Origin of the sequence: Sinorhizobium fredii (assembly GCF_002944405.1) — a bacterium.
Classification (GTDB): Bacteria; Pseudomonadota; Alphaproteobacteria; order Rhizobiales; family Rhizobiaceae; genus Sinorhizobium; species Sinorhizobium fredii_C.
This window is the reverse complement of sequence record NZ_CP024307.1, coordinates 1,398,662-1,411,698: the sequence shown is the minus strand read 5'-3', so window position 1 is coordinate 1,411,698 and position 13,037 is coordinate 1,398,662. Positions and strand designations below refer to the sequence as shown.

The window sequence follows — 13,037 nt, the reverse complement described above, 5'->3', positions numbered from 1 at the left end:
GTCGGGCCAATCAGACTTTGGTGACAAAGACCGTGACGATCGGCTTCTTGCCCCAGATCTGGTTGGCCGTGCTGCGCACCGCCCGCCGGACCGCTTCCTGCAGCATCGCCAGATCCTTGCGCTTGGCGCGCGGGATGCTTTCCACCGCCCCGAGCACGGCGTCATAGAGCACGTCGTCCATGTCGTCGCCCTCGTCGTCGAACTGCGGAAGCCCGATCGGCACGACGTCCGGGTCGCCGAGGAAGTCGTAACGGTTGTCGAGCACGACGTTGACCGAGACGTGGCCGGCAAAGGAGAGCTTGCGCCGTTCCCCAATGCCCATTTCGTCGAAATCGCCGATCAGCGTGCCGTCCTTGTAGATGCGGCCGTGCGGTGCCTCATCGATGACCTCGGCGGGACCGGGCGCCAGGCGCAGCATTTCGCCGTTGCGCAGCCGCGGGACGCTGGTGATGCCCGAGTTGAGCGCAAGCTCGGCATGCGCCGTCAGATGCGCCGCCTCGCCATGCACCGGCACGACGATCTGGGGCTTCACCCATTGATACATCTGCTGCAGTTCGTTACGGCGCGGATGGCCGGACACATGCACCAGCGCCTCGCTGTCGGTGATGATGTGGATGCCCTGCTCGATCAGGCCGTTCTTGATGTCGTTGATCGCCTTTTCGTTGCCGGGGATGGTGCGCGACGAAAAGACGATCGTGTCGCCGGCCGAAAACGCCACATTGCGCATTTCGTCCCGAGAGATCTTGGCAAGTGCAGCGCGCGGCTCGCCCTGGCTCCCGGTGAGAATGACGACCACTTTGTCGCGCGGGATATAGCCGAACTCGTCCTCGGCCAGGAACGGCTTCAGCCCCTCCATGATGCCGAGGTCCTTTGCGACGTCGACGACGCGCTTCATCGAACTGCCGAGCAGGAGCACTTCGCGGCCTGCGGCCTCCGCGGCTTCGGCGACCGAGCGGATGCGGCCGACATTCGACGAAAAGGTGGTGATGCCGACGCGACCCTCGGCATTGGCGATGATCTTCGCCAGGCTCTCCGATACCTCGCGCTCGGACGGCGAAACGCCGTCGCGCAGCGCATTGGTCGAGTCGCAGACGAGCGCCAACACGCCCTCTTCGCCGATCTGACGAAAACGCGCTTCGTTGGTGATCGGGCCGAGCGATGGCTCCAGGTCGATCTTCCAGTCGCCCGTATGCACGACGGCGCCGAGCGGCGTGCGGATGACCAGCGACATCGGCTCGGGAATGGAATGGTTGACGCCGACGGCCTCGATGCTGAAGGGGCCAACATTGATGCGGTCGCCCGCCTTAAAGACGGTCACCGGTATTTCGCCGCGGCTCTTTTCGAAGTCGCGCTTCGCCTCGAGCATGCCGGCCGTGAACGGCGAGGCATAGACCGGGACGTTCAGCCCCGGCCAGAGATCGTTCAGGGCGCCGTAGTGGTCCTCGTGGGCGTGGGTAATGATGATCGCCTTGAGATTGCGGCGCTCCTCGGCGAGGAAGGAAATGTCGGGCAGGACGAGTTCCACGCCGGGCAGTTCCGGACCGGGAAAGGTCACGCCACAATCGACCATGATCCATTGGCGGCTGCCGGGGCTGCCATAGCCGTAAAGGCCGAGATTCATACCGATCTCGCCAACGCCGCCGAGCGGCAAGAACACCAATTCTTCTTCCTGCGCCATTTTGCGCTGCGCCTCTATTCTTGTTTATCCGAGAAACACGTCGCCGGCGGCGATTGCCAGCGGCGCACCGGAGCCCGTGTCGAGCAGCAGCCGGCCGTCTTCGTCGATACCGACGAAGCGGCCGCCGAGCGAACGGTCCGGCAGGTTAACGGTGATGGCCTCGCCAATGCCCTTCGCGGCGGCCTTCCACTGATCGATGATCGCGGCAATGCCGGCGCCTCTATCCCAAATGGAAAGCGCCTCAGCCATTGTCACGAACAGGTGAGCGAATAGTTCCTCGGCCGAGATCGTGGCGCCCTCGCGCCGAAGCGAGGTGACCGGGTAGAGCCCCGTCTCCGGCATGACCGCTACGTTGACGCCGCAGCCGATCACCAGAGCGTGGCGGCCATCCGGAAGCGCTTCGCCCTCGAGCAGGATCCCGCAGGTCTTCCGGCCATCGATCAAGATGTCGTTCGGCCACTTGATCGCCACTTCCGGCGAACCCGAAGGCATGACCCTGCGAATGGCCCGATGCACCGCAACGGCTGCAGCGAGCGGCAGGGAATGCAGGTGCTTAACCGGCGCCGGATCGATGAGCAGCAAGGATGCGTAAAGATTGCCGGGCTCGGAAAACCACTCGCGGCCGCGTCGACCGCGGCCGCCGGTCTGGCGCGCCGCGGTGATCCAGAGATTGCCCGGATCACCCTCTCGCGCCCGCGCCAGGCATTCGCTGTTCGTCGAGACAGTTTCGGCAAGCGCTATGTGCCGGAATTCATCGGGCGAAATCCGGCCGCTGCCCTGCCCGCCGGTCAAAAGAATGTCCGCGCCGCCGCCTCGGCGGCATTACCGAGCAGGCCGCCGATCAGCACATAGCCGAGCACGAAAAGGCCGGAAAGGCCATAGACCAAACGCAGTTCGCCCGACGTGCGGGCAAATTCGCCCTTGGCCTCGTCGAACCACATGACCTTGATGACGCGCAGGTAATAGTAAGCGCCGACGACGGATGCGAGGACGCCAATGATCGCCAGACCATAGAGCTGGGCTTCGATCGCGGCAACGAACACGAAATATTTCGCGAAGAAGCCGGCAAGCGGCGGGATCCCGGCAAGCGAGAACATCAGGATCGTCAGCACCGTCGCCATGAACGGATTGGTCTGCGACAGGCCGGCGAGGTCATCGATGCCTTCGACATGCTCGCCATCCCGGCGGCGCATGGCGAGAATGCAGGCGAAGGTGCCGAGCGTCATCACCATGTAGATCAGCATGTAGAGGATGACGCCGCGCACGCCGGCCATGGACCCGGCGGCAAGACCGACGAGCGCATAGCCCATGTGGCCGATCGAGGAATAGGCCATCAGCCGCTTGATGTTGCGCTGGCCGATCGCCGCAAAGGAGCCGAGCAGCATCGAAGCGATCGAGATGAAGACGACGATCTGCCGCCAGTCGGCGACGACCGGCTCGAAGGCCTCGATGACAATGCGGACGAGCATCGCCATGGCCGCAACCTTCGGCGCGGCGGCAAAGAAGGCCGTCACCGGCGTCGGTGCGCCTTCATAGACGTCCGGCGTCCACATATGGAACGGAACCGCGGAGATCTTGAAGGCAAGGCCGGCAAGGATGAAGACCAGGCCGAAGACCAGGCCGAGCGAGCGGCCTTCCGCGGTAAGCGCCGCGGCAATCTCGTCGAAACCGGTATGGCCGGTGAAGCCATAGACGAGCGACATGCCGTAGAGCAGCATGCCCGAGGACAAGGCGCCGAGAACGAAATATTTGAGGCCCGCTTCGGTGGACCGCACGCTGTCGCGATTGATCGCGGCCACGACGTAGAGCGCCAGCGACTGCAGCTCCAGCGACAGATAGAGCGAGATCAGGTCATTGGCCGAGATCATCAGCAACATGCCGAGGGTTGCGAGCAGCAGCAGCACCGGAAACTCGAAGCGGTCGATCTGCGCGGCGCGCGCCTGACCGATGGTCATCACCATGACGGTGACCGAGCCGATCAGCGCCAGAACCTTCATGAATTTCGCGAAGGGATCCGAAAGGAAGGCGCCGCCATAGGCCTCGCCGTCGCCGGTGTTCAGAACGAGCCACAGCCCGGCAATGGCGAGCACCGCGATGGAGAGACTGGTCACGACGGGGGTCGCGCGCTCGCTCGAATAGACGCCGACCATCAGCAGCACCAGCGCGCCGACCGCCAGGATCAGCTCGGGAACTGAGAGTTGCAGGCTTGCAAAAAGGGTTTCAGCAGTCATGTCCAATCACGTCCTGTGGTCAGTGCACCGAAAGCGCAACGTCTTGCGCTGCCTGCAGGGCTGCGGCGTAGTTGTTGACGAGCAGATCCACGGAGGCCGCCGTCGCATCGAAGACCGGCGCCGGATAGACACCGAAGAAGATCGTAAGGATCACCAGCGGATAAAGGATGACCTTCTCGCGCGTCGACAGGTCGAGCATCGCCTTGAGGCTATCCTTCTCCAGCGCGCCGAAGATCACCCGGCGATAGAGCCAGAGGGCATAGGCGGCCGACAGGATAACGCCGCTGGTCGCAAAGAGGGCAACCCAGGTATTGGCGCGGAAGGCGCCGACCAGCGTCAGGACTTCGCCGACGAAGCCCGAGGTGCCCGGAAGACCGACATTGGCCATGGTGAACACCATGAAGGCCACGGCATATTTCGGCATGTTGTTGACGAGACCGCCATAGGCCGAGATTTCGCGCGTGTGCAGCCGGTCGTAGACGACGCCGACGCAAAGGAAGAGCGCGCCCGAGACGATGCCATGCGAGAGCATCTGGAAGATCGCGCCCTGAACACCCTGGACATTCGCAGCAAAGGTCCCCATCGTCACGTAACCCATGTGGGCAACGGAGGAATAGGCGATCAGCTTCTTGATGTCGCTCTGCATCATAGCCACCAGCGAGGTGTAGATGATCGCAACGATCGAGAGCGTATAGACGAGCGGCGCGAAATAATCGGACGCCAGCGGGAACATCGGCAGCGAGAAGCGCAGGAAGCCGTAGCCGCCGAGCTTCAGGAGAATGCCGGCCAGGATGACGGAGCCCGCCGTCGGCGCCTGGACGTGCGCGTCGGGAAGCCAGGTATGGACCGGCCACATCGGCATCTTCACCGCGAAGGACGCAAAGAAGGCAAGCCACAGCCAGGTCTGCATCTGGCGCGGGAAATTGTACTTGAGCAGTTCGGTGATGTCGGTCGTGCCGGCCTGCCAATACATCGCCATGATGGCGAGTAGCATCAGAACCGAGCCGAGCAGCGTGTAAAGGAAGAACTTGTAGCTCGCATAGACGCGGTCCCTGCCGCCCCAGACGCCGATGATGATGAACATCGGGATGAGGCCCGCCTCGAAGAAGACGTAGAAGAGCACGATGTCGAGCGAGACGAAGACGCCGAGCATCAGCGTTTCCAGGATCAGAAACGCGATCATGTATTCCTTCAGGCGCTTCTCGATCGTGACCCAGCTCGCCAGCACGCAGAACGGCATCAGAAATGCCGTCAGCGGCAGGAACAGCACCGAAATACCATCTATGCCGAGATGGTAGGATATGCCGGTGCCGAGCCACTCATGCTTCTCGACCATTTGGAAGCCGGGATTCGACGGATCGAACTGATACCAGACATAGAGCGACAGGCCGAAAACCACGATCGTGGTCATGAGCGAGATGTTCAGGATGTTGCGGCGGCCGGCGGCGCTGTCTTCCCGCATCAGCGGGAGAAGCAGGGCGCCGACCAGCGGCAGGAAGGTGACCGCGGAAAGTACGGGCCAATCGGTCATCAGAAGGAACTCCCGAGCATCATCCAGGTAACGAGCGCCGCAATGCCGATCAGCATGACGAACGCGTAGTGATAGAGGTATCCGGTCTGCAGCCGGACGACGCGATCGGTCACGTCGAGAACGCGCGCCGCCACCCCGTTCGGCCCGAAGCCGTCGATGACGCGACCGTCACCCTCCTTCCAGAGGAAGGTACCGAGACGCTTGGCGGTGCGGACGAAGAGGAAATCGTAGAGCTCGTCGAAATACCACTTGTTGAGCAGGAACTGGTAGAGACCGCGATGCTGCCGGGCGAGGTACTTCGGCGTTTCCGGCGAACGGATATACATGTACCAGGCGGTAAACAGGCCGAGCGCCATGGCAACGAACGGGCTCCATTTCACCCACAGCGGAACGTGGTGATACTCCTCGAGGATTTCGTTCTCGGCCGACGTGAAGAGCGCGCCCTGCCAGAATTCGGCGTAGTGATGGCCGAAGAAATAATCGTGGAACAGGAAGCCGGCGACGAGCGCACCGAGCGCTAGGATATAGAGCGGCACCAGCATGACCTGGGGCGACTCGTGGACGTGATGCATGACCTCGTGCGACGCGCGCGGCGTGCCGTGGAAGGTCATGAAGGTGAGGCGCCAGGAATAGAAGCTGGTGAACAGAGCGGCGATCACCAAAAGCGCAAAGGCGATACCGGAAACGACGCTGTGCGACGCGAAGGTGGATTCGATGATCGCATCCTTCGAGAAGAAGCCTGCCGTGCCGATGACCGTGCCGGGAATACCGACGCCGGTCAGCGCGATCGTGCCGATGAACATCATCCAGTAGGTGACGGGGATATGGGTGCGCAGGCCGCCCATGTAGCGCATGTCCTGCTCACCATCGACGGCGTGGATCACCGAACCGGCGCCAAGGAACAGCAGCGCCTTGAAGAAGGCGTGCGTGAACAGGTGGAAGATCGCCGCGCCGTAAGCGCCGACGCCGAGCGCCACGAACATGTAGCCGAGCTGCGAACAGGTCGAATAGGCGATGACTCGCTTGATGTCGTTCTGAACCAGACCGACGGTCGCGGCGAAGAAGGCAGTGATCGCACCGATCAGCGTGACGACAGTCAACGCATCCGGCGACAGTTCAAAGAGCGGCGACATGCGGGCGACGAGGAAAACGCCGGCGGTCACCATTGTCGCGGCATGGATGAGGGCCGAAACCGGCGTCGGGCCTTCCATGGCATCCGGCAGCCAGGTGTGCAGCAGGAACTGCGCCGACTTACCCATCGCGCCCATGAAGAGCAGCAGGCAGGTTGCGGTCAGCGCATCGGCCTTGTCGAGATGCATGCCGAAGAGCGTGATAACCGCCTCCCCTGCCACTGCGCCTTCAGCCGGAATGTAGCTCTGGGCGGCGGCGAAGACCGTTTCGAGATTGATCGAGCCGAAGAGGACGAAGACACAGAAGATGCCGAGCGAGAAGCCGAAGTCGCCGACGCGGTTGACGATGAAGGCCTTGATCGCCGCGGCATTGGCCGAGGGTTTCTTGTACCAGAAGCCGATCAGCAGGTACGACGCGAGGCCCACGCCTTCCCAGCCGAAGAACATCTGCAGCAGGTTGTCCGACGTGATCAGCATCAGCATCGCGAAGGTGAAGAGCGACAGGTAGCCGAAGAAGCGCGGACGATGCGGATCGTGGTGCATGTAGCCGATCGAATAGATGTGCACCAGGGTCGAGACCGTGTTGACGACCACGAACATGACGGCGGTCAACGTGTCGACGCGGAAGGCCCATTCGACGTCGAAGCTGCCCGACTGGATCCAATGGAGCACCGAGACCTTGATCATCTCCTCGTGGCCGAGTGCGACGTCGAAGAAAACAAACCAGGAGAGCGCCAGCGCAATCAGCATCAGGCCGCTGGTCACATATTCGGATGCCTTGGCACCGATCTGCGTACCGAGCAGGCCGGCGATCAGAAAGCCGATCAGAGGCAGAAAGACGATAGCCTTGATAATGGTGTCCATGGCCCTGTCAGCCCTTCATCATGTTGACGTCTTCGACGGCGATCGAGCCGCGATTGCGATAGAAGACGACGAGAATTGCAAGCCCGATGGCCGCTTCGGCGGCCGCGACGGTCAGAATGAACAGCGCGAAGACCTGGCCCGTAATGTCCTTGAGAACCCACGAGAAGGCGACCATGTTGATGTTGACCGCGAGCAGGATTAGCTCGACCGACATCAGGATGATGATGACGTTCTTCCGGTTGAGGAAGATGCCGAAGACGCCGAGCGTGAACAGAATGGCGCTGACGGTGAGATAGTGGGAGATTCCGATTTCCATATGTCCGATCCCTCGACCTCGCGTCCCGATTAAAGGCCCTGCCCCGGCTTGACCGTGACCACCTCGACGGCGGTCTCGGGCGAGCGGGCAACCTGGCGCGGAATGCTCTGGCGCTTGATATTTTCACGATGACGCAGGGTGAGCACGATGGCGCCGATCATGGCGACGAGCAGCACGAGCCCGGCGATCTGGAAGAAATAGATGTAATGGGTGTAGAGCACGTCCCCGAGTGCCGCCGTGTTGGTCCGCTCGGTAGCCGCCGGGATCGGCATGGAAATGCCCTTGGCGATCTCCGGCGAGAAGGTCGAACCGCCAACGACGATGATCAATTCGGCGGCGAGGATCAGACCGATCAGCGCACCGACCGGCGCGTATTCCAGCACGCCCGCCCGCAGTTCGGCGAAGTCGATGTCGAGCATCATGACCACGAAAAGGAAGAGAACCGCGACAGCGCCGACATAGACCACCAGCAGGATCATCGCCAGGAACTCGGCGCCCGTCAGCAGGAAGAGGCCGGCCGCATTGAAGAAGGTCAGGATCAGGAACAGAACCGAATAGACCGGGTTCTTGGCCGCGATGACCATGAATGCTGACGCCACCGCGATGAAGGCGAAGAGATAGAAAAAAAGAGCCTGCAGACCCATGATCGGTGCCTTTTTCGTCTTGCTCGGCGTGAAGGCCGACCGCCCTCACTCCATGAGGCAAAGCCGGACGTCTGTCCGGCCAGTGCCAAAACCGTTCCGCATGTGCCCCTTGCGAGCGGCGCGATGCGGCGTTTACGCAAATGGCCTCAGCGGTAGGGCGAGTCCATTGCAATGTTGCGCGCGATTTCCCGCTCCCACCGGTCGCCGTTGGCGAGCAGCTTTTCCTTGTCGTAATAGAGCTCTTCGCGCGTCTCAGTGGCGAATTCGAAGTTAGGCCCTTCGACGATGGCATCGACCGGACAGGCTTCCTGGCAGAAGCCGCAATAGATGCACTTCACCATGTCGATGTCGTAGCGCACCGTGCGGCGGGTGCCGTCGTTGCGGCGCGGGCCGGCCTCGATGGTGATGGCCTGGGCAGGACAGATCGCCTCGCAGAGCTTGCAGGCGATGCAGCGTTCTTCGCCGTTCGGATAGCGGCGCAGCGCATGCTCGCCGCGGAAGCGCGGGCTGACCGGGCCCTTTTCAAAGGGATAGTTCACGGTCGCCTTCGGCCGGAAGAAATACCGCATCGACAGCAGGAATGCGCCGACGAATTCCTTGAGGAACAGCGAGCTGACGGCTTGCGAAAGACCGGCCATCATTTACCTCCAAATTTGCCGGCCTGGGAGGGGCCGGCGGTATGCAGCGAAGCGCGGGCGGGCATCATGCCCATCCCATGAGCTTCAGAACGAATGCGACGATGACGACCATCGCCAGCGACAGCGGCAGGAAGACCTTCCAGCCGAGACGCATCAGCTGGTCGTAGCGGTAGCGCGGGACGAAAGCCTTGACCATCGCGAACATGAAGAACACGAGCGAGGCCTTCAGCACGAACCAGATGATGCCCGGCACCCAGTTCAGGATCCAGATATCGACCGGCGGCAGCCAACCGCCGAGGAACAGGATCGTCGTCAGCGCGCACATCAGGCAGATCGCAGCGTATTCGCCGAGCATGAACATCATGTACGGGGTGGAGCCGTATTCGACCATGAAGCCGGCGACGAGTTCGGACTCGGCTTCGGGCAGGTCGAAGGGCGGACGGTTCGTCTCGGCGAGCGCCGAGATGAAGAACACGATGAACATCGGGAACAGCGACAGCCAGTGCCAGTCGAGGAAGGAGGCCGGCAGGCCGATCATCGTTCCAAGGCCGTCCGACTGCGCATTGACGATGTCCGTCAGGTTGAGCGAACCGACGCAGAGCAGCACCGTGACAATGACAAAGCCGATCGAGACTTCATAGGACACCATCTGCGCGGCGGAGCGCAGCGCGCCGAGGAAGGGATATTTCGAGTTCGACGCCCAGCCGCCCATGATGATGCCATAAACCTCGAGCGAAGATATGGCAAAGACGAAGAGGATGCCGACATTGATGTTCGCGATCACCCAGCCCGCATTGAGCGGAATGACGGCCCAGGCGGCAAGCGCCAGCGTCACCGAGACGAGCGGCGCGAGCAGGAAGATCGTCTTGTTGGCGCCGGCCGGAATGACCGGCTCCTTGAAGACGAATTTCAAAAGGTCGGCAAAGGACTGGAAAAGTCCCCAGGGGCCCACCACGTTAGGACCGCGGCGAAGCTGCACGGCGGCCCAGATCTTGCGGTCGGCGAGCAGGATATAGGCGATGAAGACCAGCAGCGCGACCAGAAGCAGCAGCGACTGGCCGATCATGATGGCCGTGGGCCAGACGTAGCTCGAAATGAAAGCGTCCATGATGCTCTATTCCCTCGCGCTCATTCCGCGGCAGCTTTGAAATTGTTGCGCGCCAAGGCCGAGCATTCGGCCATGACGGCGGATGCGCGCGCTATCGGGTTCGTCAAATAGAAGTCTTTGACCGGAGACGCAAACATGGATTTGCCCATCTCACCGGCTTTTTGCGCAAGTGCGGCAATTTCGTCGCTGCTTCCTGCGGCGATGCTGTCGACCTCTGCGAAATGCGGATGAGCCGCGTAGAGCTTGGCACGCAATTCCCCAAGCGAATCAAACGGCAGCCTGCGGCCGAGCACGTCGGAAAGGGCGCGGATGATCGCCCAGTCCTCGCGCGCGTCTCCCGGTGCAAAGCCGGCGCGGTTGCCGACCTGGACGCGGCCTTCGGTGTTGACCCAGGTGCCGGACTTCTCCGTATAGGCGGCGCCGGGAAGGATGACATCCGCCGCATGCGCGCCATTGTCGCCGTGCGAGCCGATATAGACCGTGAAGCCCTTACGCGCCGAAAGATCGATCTCGTCGGCGCCGAGCAGGAACAGCACCTCTGCGCTGCCGGCCATCTGCGCTGCCGAAATGCCGCCCTTGCCGGGAACGAAACCGAGGTCCAGACCGCCGACGCGTGATGCCGCCGTGTGCAGGACGGCAAGGCCGTTCCATTCTCCGCCGGCCGCACCGACCGCGACGGCAAGCTTTGCGGCATTGGCGAGAACGGCAGAACCGCCCTCCCCTGCAAGCGCACCCTGGCCGACGATGATCAGCGGCCGCTCGGCATTCTTGAGCGTCTCGAAGAACTTGCCCTTGCCGGAAACGAGCTCAGCGAGCGTCTCCGTGCCGGCGCCGAGATACTCATAGTCGTAACGCAGTTCACCCCGCTCGCCGATCACCGCGATCGGGAACTTGCCCATGCGATAGCGCTTGCGGATGCGCGCATTGAGAACCGAAGCCTCGAAGCGCGGGTTGGAGCCGATGACGAGCAGCGCGTCGGCGCTCTCGATTCCCTGGATCGTCGGATTGAACAGGTAGCTTGCGCGGCCGAGCGACGGATCGAGGGCTGCGCCGTCTTGGCGGCAGTCGACGCTCTCAGAGCCCAGCGAAGTGATGAGCTCCTTCAGGGCGTACATCTCCTCGACGGAGGCGAGGTCGCCGGCAATCGCACCGATCTTGTCGCCCGAGGTCTTAGCGACGGCAGCCTTGATCGCCTGGAAGGCCTCGCGCCAGGTCGCGGCCTGCAGACGGCCGTCCCTTCTCACATAGGGCCGGTCGAGACGCTGCGTCTTCAGCCCGTCCCAGATGAAGCGGCTCTTGTCGGAAATCCACTCTTCGTTGATCTCCTCGTTGACGCGCGGCATGATGCGCATCACCTCGCGGCCGCGGGTGTCGACGCGGATCGCCGAGCCGACCGCATCCATGACGTCGATCGATTCGGTCTTGTTGAGCTCCCACGGACGCGCCGTGAAGGCGAAGGGCTTCGAGGTCAGCGCGCCGACCGGGCACAGATCGACGACGTTGCCCTGCAGTTCGGAAGTCATCGCCTGTTCGAGATAGGTGGTAATTTCGGCATCTTCGCCGCGGCCGATCAGCCCGAGTTCGGCGATGCCCGCCACTTCCGTCGTGAAGCGGACGCAGCGCGTGCAGTGAATGCAGCGGTTCATCACCGTCTTGACGAGCGGACCGATATACTTGTCTTCGACGGCGCGCTTGTTTTCCTGATAGCGCGAACTGTCGATGCCGAAGGCCATCGCCTGGTCCTGCAGGTCGCATTCGCCGCCCTGGTCGCAGATCGGGCAGTCGAGCGGATGGTTGATCAGCAGGAATTCCATGACGCCTTCGCGGGCCTTCTTGACCATCGGCGTCGTCGTGAAGACTTCGGGCGCCTCGCCATTCGGGCCGGGGCGCAGATCGCGCACGCCCATGGCGCAGGAGGCGGCCGGCTTCGGCGGCCCGCCCTTCACCTCGATCAGACACATGCGGCAATTGCCGGCAACCGAAAGCCGCTCATGGAAACAGAAGCGCGGAACCTCGGCGCCGGCCTCTTCGCACGCCTGAAGCAGCGTGAAATGATCCGGGACCTCGATCTCTTTTCCGTCGACTTTCAGCTTTGCCATCTTCGTACTCAATCCTGTCTTCCGTCCGGCTGCCTTCTGCGGCGCCGGACAATTCCTTCACGGCTCTTCCGGTATGGTAACGACCGGGCGGCCGTCACGTTATCTCTTGCCGATCAGCGTCTTTGCCTGCCCGATCCAATCGTCCCGCAGGATGCGGCCATCGAGCGCGAACTCGGCATCGAGCCGCGCGACATCCGCCTCGCTCAGAGCCGCGATGTCGGCGAACCGACGAAGGCCGTGGCCATTCAGCACCTGTTCGAGCTTCGGGCCGATCCCGGAAATTTGCTTGAGATCGTCGGCGACGCCGCCCTTCGGCTTCGCTGCGACGGGCTTCCTGGCGGCGCGCGCCTTGGGCTTGGCGACGGCAGCCGGTGCGGGCCGAGCCTCGCGGGCAGCCGGAGCTGGCTTGGACTCGCGGGCGACCGGAGCCGGACGGTCCTCGCTGGCCGCCGGCGCCGGCGAAGCCCGCTGCGTTACAGGCTCGGGCTTTTCGACGGTCGGTGCCGGTCCGGCAATCTCCGCCGGTTCGGCCACGCCGGCGCTCTTCTGCAGAGCGCTTGCAGCCCCCTGCATGGCGCCGAACATGACGCCTGCGAAGTGGCTCGACAGGCCGAAGCCGAGCGCCGTCGCCGCCGCTACGGCAGCCACGGGATTGGCCATCAGCGGAACGGCCGGCATGGTCTTCATCCATTCGGCCATGCCGAACGGATCGGCCGAGCCGGCGCCCAAGGGCCGCACAAAAGGAATGACTGCCGCCTTCATGCCCTGTCCTTCATTGCGCGTCCCGGCCATCGCTCG

At 62.8% G+C, this 13,037-nt stretch carries 11 protein-coding genes; all 11 read right to left on the bottom strand.

Features of this window, described 5'->3' with window-relative positions:
• Positions 1–10: 10 nt before the first annotated feature.
• Complete coding sequence (locus NXT3_RS06790) at positions 11–1,678, bottom strand: ribonuclease J (RefSeq protein WP_104839001.1); 1,668 nt, start codon at positions 1,676–1,678, stop codon at positions 11–13.
• Between the two features lie 24 nt (positions 1,679–1,702).
• The gene (locus NXT3_RS06785) at positions 1,703–2,470 is read right to left on the bottom strand and encodes a biotin--[acetyl-CoA-carboxylase] ligase (RefSeq protein ID WP_104839000.1); all 768 of its coding nucleotides are present in this window, start codon (positions 2,468–2,470) and stop codon (positions 1,703–1,705) included.
• Positions 2,467–3,909, bottom strand: a complete 1,443-nt coding sequence (gene nuoN, locus NXT3_RS06780; RefSeq protein ID WP_104838999.1) for an NADH-quinone oxidoreductase subunit NuoN — start codon at positions 3,907–3,909, stop codon at positions 2,467–2,469. The genes NXT3_RS06785 and nuoN overlap by 4 nt, the downstream gene beginning before the upstream one ends.
• Before the next feature lie 19 nt (positions 3,910–3,928).
• Positions 3,929–5,440, bottom strand: a complete 1,512-nt coding sequence (locus NXT3_RS06775) for an NADH-quinone oxidoreductase subunit M (RefSeq protein ID WP_104838998.1) — start codon at positions 5,438–5,440, stop codon at positions 3,929–3,931.
• The gene (gene nuoL, locus NXT3_RS06770) at positions 5,440–7,434 is read right to left on the bottom strand and encodes an NADH-quinone oxidoreductase subunit L (protein WP_104838997.1); all 1,995 of its coding nucleotides are present in this window, start codon (positions 7,432–7,434) and stop codon (positions 5,440–5,442) included. Before nuoL ends, NXT3_RS06775 begins: the two co-directional genes overlap by 1 nt.
• 7 nt (positions 7,435–7,441) lie before the next feature.
• The gene (gene nuoK / locus NXT3_RS06765; RefSeq protein ID WP_037414132.1) at positions 7,442–7,750 is read right to left on the bottom strand and encodes an NADH-quinone oxidoreductase subunit NuoK; all 309 of its coding nucleotides are present in this window, start codon (positions 7,748–7,750) and stop codon (positions 7,442–7,444) included.
• Positions 7,751–7,779: 29 nt separating this feature from the next.
• Complete coding sequence (locus NXT3_RS06760; RefSeq protein WP_037414129.1) at positions 7,780–8,394, bottom strand: NADH-quinone oxidoreductase subunit J; 615 nt, start codon at positions 8,392–8,394, stop codon at positions 7,780–7,782.
• A gap of 146 nt (positions 8,395–8,540) precedes the next feature.
• Complete coding sequence (nuoI, locus tag NXT3_RS06755) at positions 8,541–9,032, bottom strand: NADH-quinone oxidoreductase subunit NuoI (RefSeq protein WP_037414127.1); 492 nt, start codon at positions 9,030–9,032, stop codon at positions 8,541–8,543.
• A gap of 64 nt (positions 9,033–9,096) precedes the next feature.
• On the bottom strand, positions 9,097–10,140 hold the full coding sequence (nuoH, locus tag NXT3_RS06750) for an NADH-quinone oxidoreductase subunit NuoH (protein ID WP_037414126.1): 1,044 nt from the start codon (positions 10,138–10,140) through the stop codon (positions 9,097–9,099).
• A gap of 20 nt (positions 10,141–10,160) precedes the next feature.
• Complete coding sequence (nuoG, locus tag NXT3_RS06745) at positions 10,161–12,239, bottom strand: NADH-quinone oxidoreductase subunit NuoG (protein ID WP_097526429.1); 2,079 nt, start codon at positions 12,237–12,239, stop codon at positions 10,161–10,163.
• 99 nt (positions 12,240–12,338) lie between these two features.
• Positions 12,339–13,031: a helix-hairpin-helix domain-containing protein gene (locus tag NXT3_RS06740; protein ID WP_199773330.1), complete on the bottom strand. Its 693-nt coding sequence runs from the start codon at positions 13,029–13,031 to the stop codon at positions 12,339–12,341.
• Positions 13,032–13,037: the final 6 nt, after the last annotated feature.